Source organism: Bacillus cereus group sp. BfR-BA-01379 (genome assembly GCF_022663605.1).
GTDB lineage: Bacteria > Bacillota > Bacilli > Bacillales > Bacillaceae_G > Bacillus_A > Bacillus_A mobilis.
On the sequence record NZ_JAKUFT010000012.1, the window covers coordinates 26,453 to 49,738 of the forward strand.

The following is a 23,286-nucleotide window of genomic DNA, read 5'->3' on the forward strand; positions in this document are numbered from 1 at the left end:
CTTTCTTACGCTTTTTGTGCGCCTAAATCTGCAAGCACGTCTAAAATTTCTTTATAAAACTCTTCACGTTTACCACCACGATGAATTTCTTTATATAACTCACCATCTTGAATGAATAAAATACGCTGACAGTAACTTGCACTGTATGGATCATGCGTAACCATCATAATCGATACGCCTTGTTCTTTATTTAAGTTTGTCATCGCATTAAGTAAACTCGTTGCATTTTTAGAATCAAGAGCTCCTGTTGGCTCGTCCCCTAAAATAATTGCAGGCTCATGCACTAAAGCACGTGCTGCTGCGGAACGTTGCTTTTGTCCACCAGATACTTCAGACGGATACTTTTGAAGTATTGCTGAGATTCCTAACATATCAGCTACCTTCTCTACTTTCGGCCCAATTTTGCGTGATGGGACACCTTGAAGAGATAATGGAAGTGCAATGTTTTCGTAAATAGATAAATTCTCTAATAAGTTAAAGTCTTGGAAAATGAATCCTAATTTTTGCGAACGGAAATCAGAAACCTCACCTTGCTTCATTTTCGTAATATCCGTTCCTGCAATTTCAATAACGCCATCTGTCGCTTTATCAAGAGTCGAAATTACATTTAATAATGTTGTTTTGCCAGAACCAGATGGCCCCATAATCCCTACAAACTCCCCCTCTTGAATCGAATATGAAACACCTTTTAATGCGTGTGATTCATTCTCACCTTTTTCACCGTACACTTTTCGAATGTTTTTTACGTCTACGACTGGTTTTATCATATATATCCTCCTACGTTTCTATGATTGATAATCTACTGTTTGAGTTGTTTCTTTTTCGTTTCCACTTGCAATGCTTCTGCTGTAAAAGTATTAAACTTGTACCCCACCAATATATATCTTTTTATTTTTAAAAATAATAAGTCCTTTCATATTTTTGCAATACATAAAAATAGATATCAAATCGAATAAATTGTATTCAATTTGGACATCTATTTTTAGGAATACACGTAATAGACAATCTAAGTAATAAATTTGTTCCTATTTAGGTAAGAAAGCACTAGGTATTTTGTTAAGAAAACAAAATGAATTGCATAAAAAAATCCCTTTTCGCTTTTGTTCAATCATTTGAATTATAAATCAAACATATTAAGAACCACTGGTTATATTTCTTAATTTTTCTTAAGATAATTTATAAAAACTAGACCATAACGGGGAGATTATTTCTAGTACAAATAATAAAAAACTACACCCTTTATAGGATGTAGTTTTTCTAACTGATTTATTTATTTTTCACTTCATTTTTATAAAAAGAAAATAATGGTTCAATGGATGGACTAGATAACAGAGGAATTGCCTTCTCAATCAATTCTCTATCCCAATCAAACCAACGCATCTCCATTAGCATATTCATTTCTGTATCAGTGAACCGCTTCTTTATTTCCTTAGCAGGATTTCCACCAACTATTGTATACGGCGGAACATCTTTACTTACGACAGATCCTGCTGCAACGATTGCACCTTCACCGATTGTAACGCCAGGCATTATTATAGCATTCATTCCAATCCAAGCATCACTTTTAATGACTGTATCACCCTTCGGTTCATATGAATGTTCAATTTGCTCAGCGAATGGATATACTGTAATCCATTCTGAGTGATGATTATGATTACCACCCATTAAAATGACTACCCCACTGGCAATACAAACATAATTCCCAATAATGAGTTTATCAAGATGCCATCCCATCTGTTCAATTGGATTGAAAAGTGCTCGGGACTTAGCATCCCCCCACAAATACCTTACACAGCCATCTTCAAAATTTTGATGACCATAGTAACCTGAATAATAGGAGTACTCTCCTACCTCAATGAGTGGGTTTGTTACTATATCTTTTAAATACTTCGTTTCTGACCAATGATTATATAATGGATATTTCATAACTTTATTCCTCGCTTCTAAGTATTATAGATCTTTGTAATTCACTTAGAAGCTTAATACAACTGCTACATTTTTTAGCTTTCTCAAACGACGAATCATTATATTCAAGCCTTTCTTTTATAATAAAAAAATCATAACGTGATAAATTACATAAGTCAAATTGTAAAATTATGTTCTGAAACTTAAAGTATGAATTGAAATTTCAACATTAAAACAATCGAGTTTTCAAATAACAAATCCCAATTATATATAATACAGATTTCTTAGCTATACAGCTAACTTCTTTCTTATATTAGCCTTAACTCCCTCGATATCGTTTTATTATTTATTGATTTGTCTGATAAATCAATAAATGTTAATATGATTATAGAATATATTATCATTCATTAGATTTCACAGCTAGTTTTTCACAAAAGCGATTTCTGAGTCTTTAAGTAAATAGGAGGTTTAGAACATGAAACTTTTAAAGCAATCAACAATTATTGGTGCATTAACTGTTGGAGGATTTTTATTTTCGAATACAATTGGTACACTCCCACCCGTGTCTGCTGAATCACAACTTACACAAAAAGAATCACTATTTTTAGATAATTGGCGTTGGCAAAACTATTTTTTATTACATCATAATGCAGATTTTTTAGAAGAGTTAGCAGTTGGTGACTTAAAGCATGGAGATACATTCGATGTTACTATATATACTGGTGGTAAAGATACTGGTATTGTAAAAATATATCAATTGAGTGGAAATGAAAATGACAAAATAAACTTGCATAGATATAAAACTATTTATGACTCAGGTTTAAAACATAATTATGGTAGATTTGTAACACCTATTACTAAGGTTTATACTCCAGGAACATATGTAGCTGTTATGAAACTTGGAGAAAATTATTATTATGGGGGCAGCTTTAAAATCTCAAAATAATATATATTTATCTCACCAGCTAACAAAAACTATTTTAAAAACTTCTCTATCTTATATAAGATAGAGAAGTTTTTAAATTTTTCGCCCTTTTTAAGATTGAAAAAATCCTTACTTTCTTTATAAATTATAATTTTTATTCAACAATTGTTTCTACCTCTTTTAGTACCACAATTCAATATGCAATATTGCATATTTTATATGTTCACTCTTTAAAAATGCGATAATTTGTTTATAAAAATATTTAAAAATAATATTGAAAGGAGAATATTAAATGTCTTACTATTCTTGGTCTCCTCTTATTTTCTTAATAGTTGTTGCAATTATCATTTCTATTCAAAAGGCTAAGAAACAATAATTTATTATTTGGAGGTGTAATAATGTCATTTGCAGCATGGAGTGCAATTTTTATGACTTTAATCGGAGCAATATCTGGTGCAGTCTTTGGTAAAATCTCCTCTAGAAATAAAACCCCAAATTAAATACTAACGCAAAAATAAATTTCTAATAAGACGCTATACAAAAAAGTAGCCTATATAATTTTATAGGCTACTCTTCATTTTATGAATATTATTTAGCTAATTCTTTCGTATCCTTCATTACATCAACGAAGAATCCCCAGTTATTCACAACAGAAGAAATACTAATATGCTCATCTGGAGTGTGAACATTGAATATATCTGGACCGAATGAAATTGCATCTAATTCAGGCATCTTTTGAACGAATGCACTACATTCAATACCTGCATGCACTGCAAAGATTTCAATCTCTTTATTGTATTTTTCTTTATGCACTTTTTCAAACAAATTACGAATTTGTGAATTCGGATTGTATGGCCATTCTGGATACTCTGATTCTATTTCAAATGTTGCACCAACTAACTCGGCAATACACTTAATTTCATCTGCAACATGTTGTTTTAAACTACTCACAGAACTTCTCACTTCGTTACGTAATTTAATTTCATCTTGGAACGTTTCAATAACACCTAAATTTGTTGAACTTTCTACTAGACCTTTAATATCCAAGCTCATACTTTGAATACCGTTTGGAATTAAGAATAATGATGAAATAAGTTGCTTTTGTGTCTCTTTAGCAAATACTTTTTCTACTTTCTCATCCAATTTTGTAAGTGTCACGTGAACATCTGGATCAACAGCACGCATTTCTTCTTGTAATACTCTTGTCCAAGATACTAGTTTTTCTTCTACTTTCTCTACATCTTCTGTACTTAATATAATTGTAGCTACACTTTCACGCGGAATTGCGTTCGTTTTTAATCCGCCGTGAACTTCACTAATCTCAAATTGAACATTTGCTGATAAATCTCGTAATACTCGTCCTAATACTTTGTTCGCGTTACCACGTTGTTTATCAATTTCCATACCAGAGTGTCCGCCTTTTAAGCCACCAACATATAGACGGTATGCATCTGTATTCGCAGGCGCTTCATCCCAAATTACTGGAATTGTTTCAACAGCTTTCGCACCACCTGCGCTACTTACAAGTAATTTATGATCTTCCTCAGAATCAATATTAATAAAAATCTTACCTTCAAAGTGATTCGCATCAACAGCGAAAGCCCCGCCCATTGTTGTTTCTTCTTCAGTAGTAATAACTACTTCAAGTGCTGGATGCGGAATGTCGTTTGAATCTAATAAAGCCATCGCATACGCAACTGCAATACCATTATCAGCACCTAAAGTCGTTTGATTTGCATATAACATGTCCCCAATGATTCGTAATTCAATTGGATCTTTTTCAAAATCATGTACAGTTGCTTGATTTTTTTCACATACCATATCCATATGACCTTGAATAATAATAGCTGGTACATTTTCATAACCAGTAGTTGCTTCTTTTTTAATAATGACATTTAACGCTTCATCTTGAATCACTTTTAAGTTACGCTCTTTTGCAAAACCAACTAAATAATCACTAATTTCCTTTTCATTACCCGATCCTCTAGGAATCTTTGAAATTTCTGCAAAATGATAAAATACAGGGTGCTTTGTTAATTGTTCTAAAGTAGAATACATTTTTAAGCTCCTCTCAAAATGACAAAATAATATGTAAGTCTTTTATCATTATACCATGATTCATTATTTTACCTTTCCTTTAACTTTTTTAACAATATATATTGTTCATTTTATGGACAACACTCTTACAACATTATAAGGGTATTGTAATCTATATCGATTTTTCTCATTTCATAATAGGCGCATACTGTGTAAAGAAACAAATTGAAGGAGATAAAGAAAATGAAAAAGTTTTCATCAATTATTACACTATGTTTATTATTTTCTAGTTTTACTATTGGCTGTGAGAGAGCATCACTAAATCGAATTGGTAAAGCTGTATATTATGTGCAGATAAAAGGCGAAGGGACTATCGAAAAAGTAGAAGGTAGAAACTTAGGAAACTACACGTTGCCCGCATATGACGAAGACGGAGCAAAAAAACAAATTACATTTAGAAGTAAGAAAGCATCAAACGAACATAAATTAAATGAAAATGCATTTTTATGTCTTTATGTAGATCAAGATGATAAGAGCAAAAATGAAATATCATCAATTGAAGTAAAGTCATATGAAGAAATTCAGGAAGCTCAGTTACCTGCACAAGTAAAAGAAAAGTTAAATGCTAAATAAAAAACAAAAGAAAATGCTCTATGCATTTTCTTTTGTTTTTTTCACTCGTATATATTTCGAACTATTACTATTCATAAGCTTTTCTAAACGATTTATATTTTCCGTTAATGCACCTTTCACAAGAGAGAAATCTGTATTTGGTTCTTCTTTTTTTTCTTTAAAAAACGAAGACTTTTGTACATTTACTTCAGTCATCTCCTCTCCCCCTTTTCAAAAAGATACAATCTTCTATTTATATTATATCGTAAATGTAGACAGCGTGTACAAGTATCATTTTCTTTTTAATTCTTCTTCTAACTCTTCTACTTGTTGTAATGTATCTCCTTTTATTAACGAGAAATCTGTTGTATCTTCATTATCTTCTTTAAAAAAATCATTGTCATAATCTTTTATCATTACAATCACCTCTACGTGCTAGTGTAGGAATGATTGTCCGATTTTATACAAGTTTGTCTAAATTCGCATTACCTTTATGTATAAGTGAAAAGGACAGAAGAAAATCCTGTCCTTATTTACTAAAATAACTATGATGTATTGTTAAATTATATACATTTTCAAAATCCCGATCTTGCAGGTTATTTTTCTTCCCATCAATAACAATGAAAACATCACTCACTATTTTTGCTGGTATAATTCCGACATTTTCTACTTGCACCGCTTTCTGCTCATTCAATTGCTCAATGTGTTCAAACGGAACGATAATACTAAATTGCGAGCGGATACCGCGAAAGTTTGTATTTAATTCCTTTGCCGCTTCAAATACAACAATCTTCGCCCCAATCTTTTCCCCATATGAATCTAAAAATGCGTTTAAACTTTTTGTATATTCTTCTTCCGTATGCCATTCCATCGTACCAAATACTGCCGGATTGACATTTTGAATAATTGTTGTGTATATTTCTCCTCTTGCTTTAGAAGCAATTAATGACCGTTTTATCGATTGAACAGTCTTGCCGATATCGCTAAATTTCGCTCCCCATATTTCTGAAATATTAGGTGTTAAAATAAAGGCAATATCAACGAAAATAACCATTGCAGTGAACATTAAAAGATTTTTCCAGAGGGTTAAATCAATTCCTTTTATCATGAAATACACGGTGACTGATACTATAAACAACCCATACCAAGTCTTTCTAATTCGTTGCTTCTTCTCCTCGTACAACTCTTCATTTCTCCAGTAAAAGAAAATAAGTACTAGAAAAACGATTGCTAAAATAAATAAGCCGATTCGAATGTTAGAGATCACCAATGACATCACCCTCCATTCAAAAACTACTCACGATATCATTACATGCACAAGCAGCTCTCTTTATGACAAAAGACGTGGACAAGCTTCTAAATTTAGCAATATCGCATATACATTAGAAGGTACCACGTCTTTTATCTTGAATCTACATTGTATATGTAGACAAGCATTCGTTTCAAATTTTCATGTTAAAAAGAAATATGTTTCGGAATTTCCCCTTCTGGTACTTCTCCGTCCATACTTAAGTAATAATGACGAATTGGACGTAAATCATCGTCTAATTCATACACGAGTGGTATACTCGTTGGAATATTTAATGAAACAACACCATCGCTTGAAAGGTTATCTAAGAATTTCACTAGCGAACGAATCGTATTACCGTGCGATGAAATAATTACTTTTTCACCATTTTTTAATGACGGCGCAATTTCTGAATGCCAATATTCAAGTACTCTTTTCTCCGTATCCACTAAACATTCAGTCAATGGAAACTCACCTTTTTTAAGTGCATTATATTTTGGATCATTCATTTCATATCTAGGATCATCCTCAGTAAGAGCAGGTGGTCTTACATCAATACTTCTCCTCCAAATATGAACTTGCTCCTCACCGTATTTTTTCGCAGTTTCATCTTTATTCAACCCTTGCAATGCACCATAATGCCTTTCATTTAACTTCCAACATTTATGTACTGGTACCCAGGCAAGATCCATTTCATGTAGAACTATCCATAAAGTCCGAATTGCTCGTTTTAATACCGATGTATAAGCAACATCAAAAGTATATCCGTTTTTCTTTAATATTGCTCCTGCTTCTCTCGCTTCACTTAGTCCATTCTCTGATAAATCTACATCTGTCCAACCAGTAAAGCGGTTTTCAAGATTCCATAAACTTTGTCCGTGACGAATAAGTACAAGTTTTATCATAATAATTCCCCTCTCGGAAATGTGAATTTTATTGTGCCATTGCGTACACGTATAAAGTATCTAGTAATGTATCTTTTTATCCATTCACTCTATGACCAATCCATAGTTGCCAAATGTATGGATAAAATTTGTTCTTTTTCAAACTATAAAAACAGATATATTTCTTATTATTTTTAATCGATTATAACTTCTCGTTTTGATATCCAAGCATCAAAACCTGATCGACTATTTGCCATTTCATTCATAACTTGATGCCAATTTTCTTCACACGATTCACCAAATTTTGAAAAAATAGCACTCATTTGTTGTCTTTGAACATCGCTCAGTTTTTTCTCTAAATCTACACCTATTTCTGTTAAAGATAACTGTTTCACACGACGGTCATGTGTAGCTTCATTACTCTCAATTAAGCCCTTTTCCACAAGTTGTCGTAATGGTCCGTGAAGAGCTTGTTTACTTATTTCTAGCAGTGATAATAACTCATTTACACTTATCCCTGGAAAGCGTGCGATAAAAAATAAAATTCGGTGATGTACTCGTTGTATGCCATACTCTTTTATAATTTCATCTGGCTTTTCAGTAAATGTTTTATATGCAAAGTAAAATAATGCTAATGCTTCATTCATCTGTTCTTCTTTATGTTGTGTCATCTACTTTCCCCCTGTATGTAAATTATACCACAATCCAGTAATCAATATTTTAATGAACGCATTGAAACTTAGTCTATTGAAATATTCATTGCAAAATTAGGAGATGATTCACTTGAAAACGCAATATACTGTAAGTACATATTTACTAGACCGACTAAACGAATTAGGAATTGAACATATTTTTGGTGTCCCTGGTGATTATAATTTGGCTTTTTTAGATGATGTAGTGGCACATGAAAAGTTAGAGTGGGTTGGCAATTGTAATGAATTGAATGCGGCATATGCTGCAGATGGATACGCTCGTATAAAAGGAATCGCCGCTCTTATTACCACTTTCGGTGTGGGAGAATTAAGCGCACTTAACGGCGTTGCTGGGTCATACGCAGAAAACGTACCAGTTATAAAAATAACTGGTACGCCAACAACTAAAGTAATGGAAAATGGAGCACTCGTTCATCATACGTTAGGTGATGGAAAGTTCGATCATTTTTCCAATATGTATCGAGAAATCACGGTGGCACAAACAGATTTAACAGCTGAGCATGCCGCCGAGGAAATAGACCGTGTGTTACGTGCATGTTGGAGTGAGAAACGCCCTGTTCATATTAATTTGCCGATTGATGTGTATAATAAACCAATTAATAAACCTACGGAACCAATTTTACATAAACCGATTTTAAGCAATAAAGAAGCACTAGATAAAATGCTGCTACATGCAACTTCAAAAATAAACAGTGCCAAAAATCCTGTAATTTTAGCTGATTTTGAAGTGAATCGTTTTCATGCAGAAGTATATTTGCATCAATTCGTAGAAAAAACAGGGTTTCCTATCGCAACGCTAAGTATGGGGAAAGGAATATTCCCTGAAAAACACCCTCAATTTATAGGAATTTATACTGGTGATGTTAGTTCCCCCTACTTACGAAAAAGAATTGATGAATCTGACTGTATTATTAGTATTGGTGTGAAATTAACTGATACTATTACTGGCGGCTTTACACAAGGTTTTACGAAAGAGCAAGTAATAGAAATCCATCCCTATACTGTGAAAATTATAGATAAAACATATGGGCCCGTTGTAATGAAAGATGTTTTAGAACAGTTAAGCAATTTAATTAAACATCGCAGAGAGGAAAAACTTGAAATTAAGTCATTTATTTCAGAATCACTATCGATTACTGAAGAGTTTAATCCAAAAGCACAAATGGTTACACAAAAACGTTTTTGGCAACAAATATACCATTTCTTACAAGAAAACGATGTTTTAATTGCAGAGCAAGGAACGCCATTCTTTGGTAGTGCTACTATCCCTTTACCAAATAACACTGCCTATGTAGCACAACCATTATGGGGATCGATCGGTTATACATTACCTGCTCTACTCGGTACACAGCTCGCTGATTTATCGCGGCGTAACATTTTAATTATTGGTGATGGTTCTTTCCAATTAACTGTTCAAGAGTTATCGACTATACTCCGTCAAAATTTAAAACCGATTATATTTTTAATTAATAACAATGGATACACTGTTGAACGTGCAATTCATGGTCAAAATCAACCGTATAATGACATACAAATGTGGGATTACACAAAACTCGCAAACGCATTCGGATCAGAAGAAAAATGCCAAACATTTAAAGTGAAAAATGAAATAGAGTTAGCAGAAGTCTTAATGGATATAACTTTAAATAAGAATCAACTTATCTTTATTGAAGTTGTAATGAATCAAGGGGATCAGCCTGAATTGTTAGCTAAACTCGGTGAAAGATTCGGCAAACAAAATTCTTAATAAGAAAAGCGTAGCTATAAATAATATCAGGTTCAGCTGAGAGTTGTAAAACTTGTTTTGATACTCCAAATACACAAGGAAAAGGATGGCAAGTGCCATCCTTTTTGACATATATTGAACTTTCCCTTATTTTTCAAGAGCACTCTTCAACTAACGCCCAGTATAACAAGCAAACTTTTTTAATCCATCTTTAACTTTATAGCTTTTGTAGCAATAAAAGTTTTAATATGCTTATCTAATATTCTAGTTCCACCAAAATCATCCTCATAAAAACCGGTTATGACTAAACCAGCTTCAATTTGACCTTGAATTTGATCTTCAAGAGTATGGGCATATTCTATTGTCTGATTGGAATTTACATAATCTTGAACTTCATCCTCTCGTAAGTAGTCTAGTGTTGATGAAGGTATAGAATGTTTAACATCAAGTATACCTTTTTGTTCTTGATTGTCATCAAAAATCCATAGTAACGGATTTGTAAATCCTGAAATAAGAATTCCTCTATTCTTTAGTACCCTTGATACCTCATTCCATACAAGATGAACATCTTTTACAAACAAATTAGAAACGGGATTTACGACAATATCAAAATATTCATCTTCAAAATCACTAAGGTCTGACATATCTCCTTGAACTGTTTTTAAAGTTAACCCGTCCCGTTCTGCTACCTTTTTATCTTGTTCCAACTGCTTTTTTGATATATCCGTAACCGTTACATCTGCTCCAGCAGCAGCTAGTACTGGTGCTTGTTGCCCCTCCACCTGATGCTAAGCACAGTATTTTTAATCCCTCTAATGACTTTGGAAACCAATCTCTAGGAACTGATTTTTCTGTGGTAACTGTGATTTCCCATTCACCTGATTTACTTCTTTCAATAACCTCGCTATTTACATGTTGCGTATATCTAGAACCTTCTTCAACCTTTTTATCCCATGCATTACTGTTTTGTTGAATTGTATCCATTATAACTATTCCCCCTAGCTATCTTGTTACATTTTAAGTGTAAGATCATTTACTATGTATGCTTTCTTTTTTATTAACCTAACCAATAATTAATACATATTTTTCTATATTTATATTAACAGATAAAAAACAGTAAGAAAAATAAAATATTCTGAATAGAAACAAAAATATAAATTCATTTAAACTAATCGATTACAAATAAAAAGGCATTCCAAACCTGTTGACGGTTGAAACACCTTTTTAAAAGTTATTTAAATTTTCAACCTCTGAACTACATCCATTAAACAAATAAATTACAATTTATTCCGCAAGCGTTAACTGCCAAGACACACCATACTTATCATTTAACCAACCAAATTTTTTACTAAATGGATAAGAACCTAAAGGCATTAGTACAGATCCATCCTGCGCTAGTTTATTAAAAGCAGTTTCAATTTCTTCTTCCTTATCACAAGTTACATAAAGAGACATAGCTGGTGTAAATGTAAAATTATGATTTACATAACTATCGATACACATGAACTCTTGCCCGTGTAACGTAAAAGTTGCATGAATGACAGAACCCTCTTTACCAGGTCCATTTTCATCGTAACGAGAGATATTTACAATTTCTGATTGATCGAATAGCGACGTGTAAAAATTCATCGCCTCCTCAGCTTTACCTTCAAACATTAAAAACGTAGTGATTTTTTGGTTTGTTTTATTCATATAGAGACATCCCCTTGTTATGTATTTATGTAAAACATACATCGGCAAGTAAAAACCGAACATATATTCTTATGAATATATTGTCTATAAAAAAGATGAGTTTGTCAATTAAATACCTTTTTATTTCTTCTTAAATAACGCTGTCCAAAGAAATGATTCCCCAAACATAGTATTTGGTTGTTTGATTTGCCTCATCTTTCGAATTTCAATTACTTCAAATTCTTTAAATATCTCTCTCAGTTTTTCTTCAGAATATGCAAGACCACCTTGTAGACTCCACCCTCTATATACGTCCCAATCTGTTATTTCTGATCCATTTCGTTCATCTAAATCACCTGCTGCAAAACATGTTACGCCAAAATATCCACCCGATTTCAATGATTTTTTAATTAAATCCACATAATGTATCCTTCTATGTGGTGGAATATGATGTAAACAGCCCGAATCATATACAAAATCAAAATCATTTTGACACTCTAAATTAAAAATCGAATCACAAATAAAATCAATTTCTATTCCTTTTGCTAACGCCCTCTCTTTCGCCCAATTAATGCCCTCTATAGATAAATCCACTGCGGTTACATCAAACCCTTCAGCTGCTAAATAAATTGCATTTCTTCCTGGACCACATCCAAGCTCCAGCACTTTCCCTTTGGAAACCCATTCTGTTTCTAAATATGAAACTAGATTTTCATCTGGAACATTTTCAAAAAACGGAACATCTTTTTCTCTATTGGTATAAAATTCATTCCAAAATGGTTCTGCCGGTCTTAATAATGAATCAAGCATTTGAATAATATCTTCTTGCGTGTGCAACGTTTCATTTGTCATTTGTACCCCTCCAAATTTCAATAGTCAGAAAATTATATATATCTTTTAGAACTTTCAGACAAAGAAAAAATCCCTACTTTTCTTTGTCTGAAGCATGCGAGATATCATCAAGTAAAACTACAGAACATCTTAAGAATAGGAGTTGATACATATGTGGGAAAGATTTAAAAACTATACATATTCATCAAAAGAATTAAAGTTCATGCTTAGGTTATTTGGTATTACTTATTTTGTATACTCCGTCGCTTTCTTTGGCGGACTATTTTCTTCTGAATTTCTTTGGTTTAAAGGTCTTTGCGGTATTACAACACTATTAGTTTTTATAGATGTTAAGCGGAAAATCAATAAGTATAAGGTAGTATTGTGAAAAGGAGCCACTACAGGTTTTTTCTGTTCAAAATAAAAAAGCAGCTGTTAGGCTACTTAAAGTTTGTCTTATCACCAAATAAAATGATATATATATTCTCCCGTCACACTTTCATCAACCCCAGCAACCCTAGCAAATCTCATCACATCAGCACCTTGAAGGAAATACATTGTTAGCATAACTGGCACCCGTGACCACATAAACCGATAAAGTTCATTCACTCTTTGCTTAGTCGTAACAATTAAATCATTCGCAGGTCCATTAATCCACGCAGAGGTTCTAACTGAAGTAAACGGGAGATCTTTCCCATTCACCACTATTCTCGCCATAATATATGTTATATCCACATCGATACCCTCATTCCAAAAATCAATTCTGTTTCCCCTTTTTTATAAGTATTCGATGCTATAAGAAATGTTTAAAATGCTTTTTTATAAAATAGAAGCAGCGGATTCGCTACTTTTATTTTTTCCAATCTTCAAGATCTTTATATTGCTTTGGATATTCGTTTTCAAACACATTTTCATGCCATGCATCATCTGCGTCCAGCCTTGATTGCTTGTTATTGTATTCATTCACATCACCATTTCCATTGAACCATTCAGGATTCCTATGAACGTAACGGTAAATAAAATGTCTTGCTTCTTTTAATGAGTTAAATTCTCCAAAGTATATCTTTTGTTCTATCCCTTTCCCATAACCATGTACAAAGTAAGTCATTCCCTTTTCTCCATGCGTTTCAAAAAAAGGTCATTTTGACTCATCTATTCTTCTCACATCAACATCCCATTTTCAAATCAACTTAGATTTATTATACAAAATAAAAATAGCTACTTTTGAAAAGTTTCGCATTTTACTTAAAATTAAATGCAATAAAATACAAATCTCATACATCGCTGTTTTTTCCTTCATTGTGTTCATTTGTTTTGTTTAAATAGGTTAATCTATTAATTCTATTAAATCCATCAGTTCAACTATTACATATTAACGTTTCCTTCATATACTATAGTAGATTGTTAGAAAGGAGGCGTAACCATGGATAGTTGCGTTGTGTTTGTAAACGGACAACCTTTTTTAGTTCTTTCAGTAGCTGGTATCGAAATTGCTAGATTAGAGATTTCTCTTCAAGTAGCATTAGCTTTAAGAGTGCTTGGAATACCAATCTGCGATTAATTACCGTACCAATAAAAAAGAGGGCATATGCTCTCTTTTTTATTTACTCGCTATCTTTCCTTACCAACAAAAAACACTAATCATTTACATGGCAGCGCCTATGATAATTACTATTTATTTAATCCCTTCTCCATAGTATCTGCTACATTTTTAATGAGTGGTCTTTGTTTCTCTCGCTTTTAAAGTAGCGTAGATAGGAAAAAGAACGATACCCCCGCTCGAGCCTGTTCTTCTAGATTTTTCATCCGGATGCAAAATGCCTTGTAGTCTTTCAGCTCCTTCACCACAAGTCTTCGCATTTTCTTTACATCAATGTCTTCAAAACATGACAATTGATTCATACGATACGGGTCCCCTCCGTTAGATTTACTTACTTGAATGGTTATCCCTATTCTTGGACAAACTACATTTATGCATCTAGATAGTCACCATTAGAACGAGCAGTTAACATTTGTTAACTGTTCTTTTTTGATTCGTCATCACATTATGAGGAAATAATAATATATTATCTCTAAGCAAAAAACTTAATTTTCTTTTTAACATCTCACATTTCCCTTAAAGAACACTTTTCAAAGATGCTCTTTTTAGGTTCCCCTTAATAAAACCCAATATTCCGTCAATAATATCGATTAGGTACTAACCATAACTCATTTAGTACAGTCTCTAGCCTTCTAAGTTACCAATTCTTATGGTATTGTTCTTGTTGGACAATACAGCCACATTAAACAAAATCCCTATAGATTGTTATTTATGACGTACCTAGTTATCATAGTTTGGTGCTCTTTTTAAATAAACAAATTAGATACCAAATAGCGATTTTTGTTAAAACCTTTTACGTTTAAATTGGACAAGCATATGTTATTGTATAGAGGCAATCCACTTATAGAAATCTACCTTTCTTGTTAAAGAGCATGCTTATATGTGTGCTCTTTTTATTATGTTTCCTTTTGTAAAACAGGCAGTTAGTTTTATCCATAACAGTACAACTCTGCACTATTAACTATAAATTTTCATATATTGTATTACGCTTGTCCAAAACATAAGGTTATTACTCACGCAATCTAAATGAAAGAAAGGAGTGAAAATATGCGTTCATCTAGTCGTAAGCACACAAGCTTTAATTGCGGAGCACAAGCCCCTAGCACACTACCAGCTCTCGGTTTTGCTTTTAATGCTACTTCACCTCAATTCGCAACACTATTCACACCACTACTACTACCTAGTACGGGCCCAAATCCTAATATTACCGTCCCTGTAATCAATGATACAATTAGTACTGGAACTGGTATTAGAATTCAAGTAGCTGGTATCTATCAAATCAGTTATACATTAACAATCAGCCTCGATAACGTTCCAGTAGCCCCAGAAGCAGCACGCTTTTTCTTGACGCTAAACACATCAACTAATATTATTGCAGGATCTGGAACTGCAGTCCGTTCCAATATTTTCGGAACTGGTGAAGTCGATGTATCCAGTGGTGTCATTCTAATTAACTTAAACCCTGATGATTTAATTCAAATTGTACCCGTTGAAGTAATTGGTACAGTAGATATTCGTTCTGCAGCGTTAACAGTTACGCAGATTCGTTAATAAAAAAATATGCTTGGCTAATTAACATTTATTCTTCTTTCTACACACCAAAATATATGTTATAGATTTGACTCACATTTATATCAAACAAGCATATTTTATTGTATGGTGACTATCTAGCCATACAAATCTAAAGCGTTCATAAAAGCACACTTATATGTGTGCTTTATTTTTTATAAAAATCAAACTTTAATATAACTATTTTGTATCACTTTATACTCATCGCTCTTTTGGACATTTACCTTTTTATTGTTATATTTTCTCATTGTTTTTCTCTTTGTTTTACTAATTAGCTGATTAATTTCGCAAACACCATTTATTAAACATTCCATGTTTTTTCACCCCTCGAATATTTTTCAAATAAAAATACATACTATTTTCAAGCCGCCGTGTCCACGGCCAATACTTCTTTCTTTTGTTACAGCAGAAGCAGGTAGGTTCTTCACTTATCTGCTTTCTCTGTATATTTTTTAAGAAATCGAAAATAATACCAACAAGCTGTTTGAACTAGTAGCTTCACTCTTCTCGTAATGGGGATGCAAATTATCACAATTAGCTAACTCATTGAACTCACTGGCAGACAACCAAAGTCGTTGTCTGCTTTTTGTATGAGATTTTTTGTTTTACATATACTACTTTTGAACCTGCAGACCAATACGAGCCATTTTGATGCTTGGGATTTCCCTTCCGGGGATAAGTATTTTTTACTTATCCCTTTTTGTGTATAGACACGTATATTTATGGCAAAACTAATTACAAGCAGATTTTCTGTTTATGCGTAGTTCTAAATAAGATTACTTTTTCTCCTATTAAAGGACGGCAGGTACGACTGCTAGTCCTTTTTTCTTATTTCGTATACTATCCCTTCTGTTAACTTCACACTGCATTACCTTCACCCTCGTAGTAAGCAATTTCCCAATTAGGATGGCGGTTGTGTTTCTCGAGTTCCCCATCGAACAAAACTAACAAAATAAGTTTCCAACAATCGTACCCGAATACGAGTTTAATCCTCATAAACTTCTCTTGTTCCATTTCAATAATTGCGGAATGTGTAATGAAAATACTCGCTCACTTTAATCCCTTTTTTTCAACCAAAGTGGTCTACCGAAATAGTAGACATAATAAGTTCCTTTCTCTTTTTGCTGCAGCATAACATCCCCGTACCGTTTGTATGTGTTACGAATTTCTTTCACCAAATCGTCCAATTCTTTGTTTGCAAAAGATATTTTCGTATCGTTATACCAATTGATTTTTTCATAATTCGTATCATCATCAGAGGAGCTAGTATGAATTACTTTCTCTCAATTTTTTTCGATTAAATATTGTTCATACGTAATTTGCAATTATTCTTGAATTGCAACATGGTTGTAATACCCTTTCTCTACTGGTTTTGGACTATAAAATTTCCTTTATAAGTTTTAAATACGGTGAATGAAATTTTAGTTTTTTCTCGGCATCACCCTTGTTGTATACAAACAAAAAAAGAGCCGCAGCGATCTGCGACTCTTCTCAAAAATAACTATTTAACGGCCACGTCTTTGCTGACCTTGTTTTGTACTACTTTTCTTATTACTTGGCTTATTAAATGATCGATTGTTATCATTTCTCGAACTATTTCTTGAGCCACTTTTTGAACCACTTCTTGAACCTTCGCGGCTATCTCTTTGACGATATTGATCTGATTTCTTTGGAGCCGGCTTTGGTACCGGTTTTCCATTTTCATCTACACGTTTTATCTTCGGTTGTTCAATTATTTCTCTTTGCAATGGTGCACCGAGCGTTTTTTCAATTTCTTCTAAATGTTTTTCATCTTTCGCTGCAACGAACGTAATTGCTATACCTGATCCACCTGCACGTCCTGTTCGGCCAATGCGGTGAATATAACTTTCTACATCTTCAGGAATATCAAAGTTAAATACATGCGTTACACCATCTACATCAAGTCCACGAGCTGCTACATCAGTCGCAATTAAGTACTGAATTTTAGCTTCGCGGAAACTCTTCATGACTCTTTCACGTTTCGCTTGAGGTATATCACCATGAAGTTCAGCACAATTATAACCTAGTCCTTTTAAATTATCATAAAGCTTACTTGCTCTAACCTTTGTACGACAGAAAATAACTGCTAAAAATGGCTGATCACGATCCATAACAAAACGAAGTGCATCTGGCTTTGCACGATCTGTCGTCTCAATGACACGCTGCTCAATTGTATTTACCGTTACTTCTTCACTTTCTACTCGAATCATTTGCGGCTCATCCATATAACGTTTCGCCAATTTTTTAATATCTTTTGGCATCGTTGCTGAGAATAACATCGTTTGTTTACTACCAGGTGTCTCATCTAAAATATCTTCAATATCATATAAGAAACCGAAATAAAGCATTTGATCCGCTTCATCTAATACAATCGTTGAAAGATTACTTAAATCAATTGTTTCACGACGTATATGATCTAATAATCGTCCTGGTGTCGCAACAACAATATGTGTATTGCCTTTTAATTTTCTCAATTGTTGTGCTACATCTTGCCCGCCATAAATCGCTAGTACATTAATATCTTCTCTTTGAACAAGCATTTTTTTAATTTCAGTTGTAATTTGCAGTGCTAGTTCCCTTGTTGGTGCAACAATTAAAGCCTGAACATCACTAGACGCTGGATCGATTTTTTCTAAAATCGGTAACACGAATGCTAACGTTTTACCCGTTCCAGTTTTCGCCTGCCCAATAATATCTTTACCTGACATAATAACAGGAATTGCCTGCTCTTGAATTGGTGTTGCTTCTGTAATTCCATTTTCACGTAATGTATGATTAAAAGTTTCACTAATTCCTAATTCTAAAAAGTTTTTCAAATAGACCACTTCTTTTCCTTATTTTTCACATTAGCTTTCATTGTACCATTTGTTTCGCCAAATATGAAAAATAAAAAAATTCTTATCTTCTTTTTTTATATTCATCGTGTACTAGTTGGACAAATTCTTTTTGTTTTTTCTCCGAATTTCTTAACGCTTCCATATTAGTCGTAGACAAAATTAACTTTTTAATTTTTCTATTACTCCAAATTAAACTTGTATACTTTGTATCTTAGTGTAGCCTTCGAAACCACTCGAATTCACTTAACTTTGCAATATGATGTTTTAATTTCATATCATTTCGAGGATAGAATGTAATTATAGCCATTATTACATCAAGCAGTAAACTCATCTTCTCCCCTCCTATACATATATATTTCAATGTTAAGGAAACATAGTTACAGGGTGATAAAATTGACCAATACATTCATAAAGATTTTTTGCGTATTTTTCTTACTATATTTTCAATCCAATACAATTATAATGGCGAAATCTCAAACAGATGTAATAAGTGAATTCAAACATGCTTTACTCAAAAATGATGAAAAATTAATGAGGTCATATGTAACAGATGGAGTTGAACTACCTACTTTCCAAACAAATAAACAAATTCATGAAATTAAAATAGTACCGTCTCCTAAAGAAGATACTACAATTCTTATTTCTTATTTCAAAGACACTGATGATAGATTTACTCTTGGTTACATTTTAGAAATAGTAACAAAAAATAATAAAATATCTCGAATTAATCAAATTTATGATGGAACGAATCCTCTTATGAAAGAAGCTACTATTGTAAAAAAATATGAAATGAAGTGTAAGGAACATATACTTACTCCTACAAAATTCCCGTTCGAAATTCACGAATTTCAAGGGTATATCTATAACAATTACTTAAACCTCCAATACTACAATGACGATATTAATGGGATTTTTAAAATCACTGTTTCTCCAGTTCAAAACAAATTAGGCTTCTATGTACTTAGGGGAGCTAAGTTCTACACCTTAAAAAATAATATAAAAGCATTATATAATCCTCATTTTGATTCAGCATATGAGCTTATCTTTCAGCAGAATGGTTTTCAATATACAATTGCAATTGGTAACAAACGCCATATACAAGGAGAATATAACGTAAAAGATTTAATTAAAATTGCAGAATCTATGAATTAAAAAAACCGATCTTTTCGATATGGGAAAGATCGGTTTTTAAATATTTTATATAATGAGTTTTCCTCCATGATAACAATAATACGTTGCTGCTTTAAGGTTCTTAATTCTCTTTAAAGATTCTTCCGCTTTTTCTATATCTAAACAAAAATTCGGATTAGCTATTACTAATTCACAATTTTCTTGAACGGCCGCATCCCCTGTAATTACACAGTTTGAATTCGGAAAATATAATGAAATATGCCCCAAAGTATGTCCTGGTGTCGCTACAATTTGACATGTGTCCTTCAAAATCATTTGACCATCATATACTTTTTCATCGACGGAAACATGTCTTATATTTTTTAATTGTTGTATAAACCATTCACCAAATTCTTTCTCTTCAATTGGCATACGTTGTAACATGTCTTCTGCTTGAACTAGTCTCTCCGATTTTATTTCACCATTAATGTAGTGGGATTCAATTTCACTAGCAATAATATTCACGTGAGGATATTTCACTTTGAAATCATATAAAGATCCTATATGATCGTCATCATAATGAGTAATAATTATATTTTTTAAGTTTTTCATCTCATACCCTTGTTTTAAAATTACATCTTCAATTAAAGGTAAAAAGTTGATATAACCCGTATCTACTAAAGTTAATTCATTATTTATTAGAACTAAGCTCGGATAAATACATTGTTTTGCCCCGTTAAATTCAAATTCAATTGGTAGTTCTATTATCTTCATTTTTCTTCCCCCATACCTGTTATTAAATGTTTAATAATATATAAATCATCCACATACATTTTACTGTACATACTTATGTAACGAAACTCTGTAAGTCATTACATAACCAACATTCTATTATTTTTGAACAGGTAATTCCTTATTTTTATGGAAATATACAATAAGAAAACCAATACAATTGATTATTTCCTCACTTCTTTGTCTATCCTTTTAAAAATCTATGTTTTTGTAAAAGGAGTGTTTATATGGAGAAACAGACACTTTGGAAAAAATTCAAAAAAAGCTCAGCGAACCTCGGGAAATCAAGCGTATATGAAAGTATTATTTTATACTACACAATGAGAAAAAAAGAGCTACCTACTAAAGCGAAATTCATCATATTAGCCGCTTTATCCTATTACGTGCTAACAATCGACTTCATTCCAGATATAGCTGCTATTATTGGGATTGGCTTATTAGATGATGTTTTAGCAATCGCTATAGCGCATAAATATGTAATGCGCCATGCCGACGCTGAAATTCGCGAGAAGAGTAGAATGAAAATGGAATCATTATTTACTTCAGCTCAAGCGTGACTTAAAATAGTTAGTCATTTCCCTACTTTTTTACTTTCAACTAAAGCCAATTTTTAATTAAGGAAAACTCTATGTACCCCATTGAATATTATCCTGCATCAATTGTGCTTTTACAGAGGAAATCGTGTCAGAAACAACAGAAATTCTCTTAACTCTCTAGCCTTAGAAAATTAGGGTGCCAGCACTTATTCTTAAGTTCCGACACCCTATTATTCGTTCTTATTCATTTGATTTCAATAAAGGAATATAGACAATATTAGTGCATATAGTTTATACAGTTACATGCGTCCCCCTATACAAAACAGCTATTGCAACTACTATAAGAATCATCCCCATAAAAGCAGGTGCAGCATGACCAAGTGATACATAGATTTGCCCTCCAATAATTGGACCAATCATTCTTGCCAAAGCTTGAATAGATTGGCTACCGCCTTGAATCCTTCCTTGTTCACTAGAATCGACAGACTTTGAAAGCATCCCATTGAATGAAGGCCCGAAAATTGAGTCACCAAAACCAAACAGTAACATCCCAATGATTAGAAGAGGATATAAGGAAAATAAAGCAGATGCTGCAATAAAACTGTAGCCAATAACCTCCGAAACCATTCCAAGCATAGCTATTTGTTTATCACTAAGCTTGATCACAAGCTTTGGCATTATAAAAGCTTGTGAAATGATATCTTGAAAGCCCATAATTGAGAACATAAGCCCGATTCGTGCAGGCTTCCAGCTAAAAGTATCCATCGTAAATTGTGTAAAAATTGCTTGTAAAGATCCGTTAGGTATCCAAAGTAAAAACGCTGAGACAAGTAACCATTTTAAATTTTTCATAGAAAGTATGTTTGCCAGCTGTGCAAAAGGATTTAACCTTACAAAAGTAATTTCTTTTAACCTATTATTTTTGTCAAGACTCTCAGGCATATATTTCATCCCATATAAAACATTTAATAAAGTTATAAGCGCTCCAAAATACAATGGCACAGAATGACCAAACTTTGCAAGTAATCCCCCCAGAGTTGGTCCGATAATGGTTCCTGCACCTACCACTGCACTCACCCACCCAAAATACTTCGTTCTCTGTTCTGAGGGAATGATATCTGCAAAATATGCAAAAATTGTACTGATGCTCCCGCCTGTTATTCCTTCTACTATACGTCCAGCAAATAGTACCCATAAAGCCCCTCCTATACCAAAAACTAAGTACCCGATTGCAGAACCGAAAAGACATATTAATAGTAATGGACGACGGCCGTATTTATCGCTCAAAGCTCCGAGTGCAGGAGCAGCGAAAAACACGCAGACCGCATAAACAGAGGTCAGTAGCGTAACAACTAGAGCCTGTTCTTCCGGACTACTTATATAAGGCTGCACTAAGAATGGCACTACTGGCATGATGATACTGAAACCTATACCACAAAGAAATACAGAAATAAGGCCAAATATTAAAGCATGTTTATCTATGTTTTTTTCAGTTTCACTTTCATTTTGTGATCTAAATATAGACATTTAATTTCTCCTCTCGTTTTTTGTTGTTTTGTCAACAAAATAATAACTCCACTTTGTTGATTAGTCAACAAAAAATAAATAATAAAAAGGTAGCCTTCCCGTGAACAGGCTACCTTTTTATTATTTAAATACATCTGGCATTAACAGAAAAATTTACGACTTAATATGTATACCTTGTTTCTTTATTTCTGCATCCAAATGCCTACTATACTTTTCCACGAAGTTAATAATGCTGTCGAATTCCGCCTCGGTTACTTGCTCAAATACAGCTTTATCCCGTTGTTGAAACTCATTGTGCAACTCTTCGTGAATTTTATATATTTCTTTCCCTTGTTCAGTAAGCTTAAAATAGATTTCTTTTTTATTCTCTGATTTCTGGTAACTTTCGATAAGGCCTTTGTTTATGAGCTTCTTAGTCATTCTACTTATTGCACCGCGAGTCACATAAAAAGCCTCTGCAAGTTGTGTCACGTTAGAATCGGCATTGTTTTCAATGTATTCAATACAATGTACTTCAGAAGACTTAAAACCTTTAAGACCTTCTTCCATTTTATCCTTATTAAGCCAAACCATCTTATTATATAATTCCCTGAAACCGTTCATGACCTGTTCTTCCTTGTTCATGGTCTATCCTCCTAACAGCTCATTCATACTTTAAAACCATTATATTAAATTTCTGTTTCCGTTTCGACAATATTGATA

Annotated in this window: 25 protein-coding genes and 2 pseudogenes; 8 read left to right on the forward strand and 19 right to left on the reverse strand. The window is 33.0% G+C overall.

Translation table 11 applies throughout. The annotated features are described in order from the left end of the window. Positions 1–5: 5 nt before the first annotated feature. On the reverse strand, positions 6–767 hold the full coding sequence (locus MR113_RS06990; protein ID WP_242252776.1) for an ABC transporter ATP-binding protein: 762 nt from the start codon (positions 765–767) through the stop codon (positions 6–8). Positions 768–1,266: 499 nt separating this feature from the next. Further along, positions 1,267–1,926: a CatB-related O-acetyltransferase gene (locus tag MR113_RS06995; RefSeq protein ID WP_242252779.1), complete on the reverse strand. Its 660-nt coding sequence runs from the start codon at positions 1,924–1,926 to the stop codon at positions 1,267–1,269. A 454-nt stretch (positions 1,927–2,380) separates the two neighbouring features. On the opposite strand from MR113_RS06995, the gene MR113_RS07000 reads away from it, so the two are divergent. Next, positions 2,381–2,851, forward strand: coding sequence for a DUF5065 family protein (locus MR113_RS07000; protein ID WP_242252791.1), 471 nt, complete (start codon positions 2,381–2,383; stop codon positions 2,849–2,851). Between the two features lie 567 nt (positions 2,852–3,418). Here the strand turns inward: MR113_RS07000 and pepD are convergent. Then, positions 3,419–4,888: a beta-Ala-His dipeptidase gene (gene pepD, locus MR113_RS07005; RefSeq protein WP_242252793.1), complete on the reverse strand. Its 1,470-nt coding sequence runs from the start codon at positions 4,886–4,888 to the stop codon at positions 3,419–3,421. 222 nt (positions 4,889–5,110) lie between these two features. Here pepD and MR113_RS07010 point away from each other — a divergent pair, with 222 nt between their 5' ends. Further along, the gene (locus tag MR113_RS07010; RefSeq protein ID WP_242252796.1) at positions 5,111–5,500 is read left to right on the forward strand and encodes a YxeA family protein; all 390 of its coding nucleotides are present in this window, start codon (positions 5,111–5,113) and stop codon (positions 5,498–5,500) included. Between the two features lie 18 nt (positions 5,501–5,518). On the opposite strand, the gene spoIISB is transcribed toward MR113_RS07010, so the two are convergent. The 5 genes from spoIISB to MR113_RS07035 form a co-directional block, all read right to left on the reverse strand. Next, the gene (spoIISB, locus tag MR113_RS07015; protein WP_242252798.1) at positions 5,519–5,695 is read right to left on the reverse strand and encodes a stage II sporulation protein SB; all 177 of its coding nucleotides are present in this window, start codon (positions 5,693–5,695) and stop codon (positions 5,519–5,521) included. 75 nt (positions 5,696–5,770) lie between these two features. Then, positions 5,771–5,896 carry a hypothetical protein gene (locus MR113_RS07020; RefSeq protein WP_000588712.1) on the reverse strand — a complete coding sequence of 42 codons (126 nt, stop codon included), beginning with the start codon at positions 5,894–5,896 and terminating at the stop codon, positions 5,771–5,773. Positions 5,897–6,008: 112 nt separating this feature from the next. Continuing rightward, positions 6,009–6,746, reverse strand: a complete 738-nt coding sequence (locus MR113_RS07025) for a type II toxin-antitoxin system SpoIISA family toxin (RefSeq protein WP_041184221.1) — start codon at positions 6,744–6,746, stop codon at positions 6,009–6,011. A 188-nt stretch (positions 6,747–6,934) separates the two neighbouring features. Continuing rightward, a complete protein-coding gene (gene gpmA / locus MR113_RS07030) occupies positions 6,935–7,672 on the reverse strand; it encodes a 2,3-diphosphoglycerate-dependent phosphoglycerate mutase (RefSeq protein WP_242252800.1) in 738 nt (245 codons plus the stop codon). Positions 7,673–7,845: 173 nt separating this feature from the next. Next, the gene (locus tag MR113_RS07035) at positions 7,846–8,322 is read right to left on the reverse strand and encodes a MarR family winged helix-turn-helix transcriptional regulator (protein WP_242252802.1); all 477 of its coding nucleotides are present in this window, start codon (positions 8,320–8,322) and stop codon (positions 7,846–7,848) included. 103 nt (positions 8,323–8,425) lie between these two features. Here MR113_RS07035 and MR113_RS07040 point away from each other — a divergent pair, with 103 nt between their 5' ends. Further along, positions 8,426–10,111 carry an alpha-keto acid decarboxylase family protein gene (locus MR113_RS07040; protein WP_242252803.1) on the forward strand — a complete coding sequence of 562 codons (1,686 nt, stop codon included), beginning with the start codon at positions 8,426–8,428 and terminating at the stop codon, positions 10,109–10,111. Between the two features lie 179 nt (positions 10,112–10,290). Here MR113_RS07040 and MR113_RS07045 read toward each other — a convergent pair. From MR113_RS07045 to MR113_RS07055, 3 genes and pseudogenes are all read right to left on the reverse strand, one after another. Next, positions 10,291–11,074, reverse strand: a pseudogene (locus MR113_RS07045) (class I SAM-dependent methyltransferase). A 300-nt stretch (positions 11,075–11,374) separates the two neighbouring features. Continuing rightward, complete coding sequence (locus tag MR113_RS07050) at positions 11,375–11,782, reverse strand: VOC family protein (protein ID WP_242252806.1); 408 nt, start codon at positions 11,780–11,782, stop codon at positions 11,375–11,377. A gap of 120 nt (positions 11,783–11,902) precedes the next feature. Beyond that, positions 11,903–12,613: a class I SAM-dependent methyltransferase gene (locus tag MR113_RS07055; RefSeq protein WP_242252808.1), complete on the reverse strand. Its 711-nt coding sequence runs from the start codon at positions 12,611–12,613 to the stop codon at positions 11,903–11,905. A 151-nt stretch (positions 12,614–12,764) separates the two neighbouring features. On the opposite strand from MR113_RS07055, the gene MR113_RS07060 reads away from it, so the two are divergent. After that, positions 12,765–12,980 (forward strand): hypothetical protein, encoded by a 216-nt coding sequence (locus MR113_RS07060; RefSeq protein WP_242252810.1) that lies wholly within the window; start codon positions 12,765–12,767, stop codon positions 12,978–12,980. Between the two features lie 71 nt (positions 12,981–13,051). Here MR113_RS07060 and MR113_RS07065 read toward each other — a convergent pair whose 3' ends face one another. Together MR113_RS07065 and MR113_RS07070 are read right to left on the reverse strand one after the other, a co-directional pair. After that, positions 13,052–13,309 (reverse strand): hypothetical protein, encoded by a 258-nt coding sequence (locus tag MR113_RS07065; RefSeq protein WP_097816126.1) that lies wholly within the window; start codon positions 13,307–13,309, stop codon positions 13,052–13,054. Between the two features lie 133 nt (positions 13,310–13,442). Next, the gene (locus tag MR113_RS07070; protein ID WP_242252811.1) at positions 13,443–13,700 is read right to left on the reverse strand and encodes a hypothetical protein; all 258 of its coding nucleotides are present in this window, start codon (positions 13,698–13,700) and stop codon (positions 13,443–13,445) included. A gap of 315 nt (positions 13,701–14,015) precedes the next feature. On the opposite strand from MR113_RS07070, the gene MR113_RS07075 reads away from it, so the two are divergent. Then, a complete protein-coding gene (locus tag MR113_RS07075; RefSeq protein ID WP_000376554.1) occupies positions 14,016–14,153 on the forward strand; it encodes a DUF3956 domain-containing protein in 138 nt (45 codons plus the stop codon). 1,086 nt (positions 14,154–15,239) lie between these two features. Beyond that, a complete protein-coding gene (exsF, locus tag MR113_RS07080) occupies positions 15,240–15,743 on the forward strand; it encodes an exosporium protein ExsF (protein WP_242252821.1) in 504 nt (167 codons plus the stop codon). Between the two features lie 182 nt (positions 15,744–15,925). Here the strand turns inward: exsF and MR113_RS07085 are convergent, their stop codons facing one another. The 3 genes and pseudogenes from MR113_RS07085 to MR113_RS07095 form a co-directional block, all read right to left on the reverse strand. Then, on the reverse strand, positions 15,926–16,075 hold the full coding sequence (locus MR113_RS07085) for a hypothetical protein (protein ID WP_242252823.1): 150 nt from the start codon (positions 16,073–16,075) through the stop codon (positions 15,926–15,928). Positions 16,076–17,266: 1,191 nt separating this feature from the next. Continuing rightward, positions 17,267–18,607: a DEAD/DEAH box helicase gene (locus MR113_RS07090; RefSeq protein ID WP_242252825.1), complete on the reverse strand. Its 1,341-nt coding sequence runs from the start codon at positions 18,605–18,607 to the stop codon at positions 17,267–17,269. A 73-nt stretch (positions 18,608–18,680) separates the two neighbouring features. Further along, positions 18,681–18,950: pseudogene (locus MR113_RS07095) on the reverse strand (hypothetical protein). Between the two features lie 29 nt (positions 18,951–18,979). On the opposite strand from MR113_RS07095, the gene MR113_RS07100 reads away from it, so the two are divergent. Then, complete coding sequence (locus MR113_RS07100; protein WP_242252827.1) at positions 18,980–19,771, forward strand: hypothetical protein; 792 nt, start codon at positions 18,980–18,982, stop codon at positions 19,769–19,771. A gap of 45 nt (positions 19,772–19,816) precedes the next feature. Here the strand turns inward: MR113_RS07100 and MR113_RS07105 are convergent, their stop codons facing one another. Next, entirely contained in the window at positions 19,817–20,503 is a 687-nt protein-coding gene (locus tag MR113_RS07105) for an MBL fold metallo-hydrolase (RefSeq protein WP_242252829.1), read from the reverse strand. 245 nt (positions 20,504–20,748) lie between these two features. Between MR113_RS07105 and MR113_RS07110 the strand changes: the two genes are divergently transcribed. Further along, the gene (locus MR113_RS07110) at positions 20,749–21,078 is read left to right on the forward strand and encodes a YkvA family protein (RefSeq protein ID WP_242252831.1); all 330 of its coding nucleotides are present in this window, start codon (positions 20,749–20,751) and stop codon (positions 21,076–21,078) included. A gap of 270 nt (positions 21,079–21,348) precedes the next feature. Here MR113_RS07110 and MR113_RS07115 read toward each other — a convergent pair whose 3' ends face one another. Together MR113_RS07115 and MR113_RS07120 are read right to left on the reverse strand one after the other, a co-directional pair. Continuing rightward, positions 21,349–22,584 carry an MFS transporter gene (locus tag MR113_RS07115; RefSeq protein WP_242252834.1) on the reverse strand — a complete coding sequence of 412 codons (1,236 nt, stop codon included), beginning with the start codon at positions 22,582–22,584 and terminating at the stop codon, positions 21,349–21,351. A gap of 153 nt (positions 22,585–22,737) precedes the next feature. Further along, positions 22,738–23,208 carry a MarR family transcriptional regulator gene (locus MR113_RS07120; RefSeq protein ID WP_001030911.1) on the reverse strand — a complete coding sequence of 157 codons (471 nt, stop codon included), beginning with the start codon at positions 23,206–23,208 and terminating at the stop codon, positions 22,738–22,740. Positions 23,209–23,286: the final 78 nt, after the last annotated feature.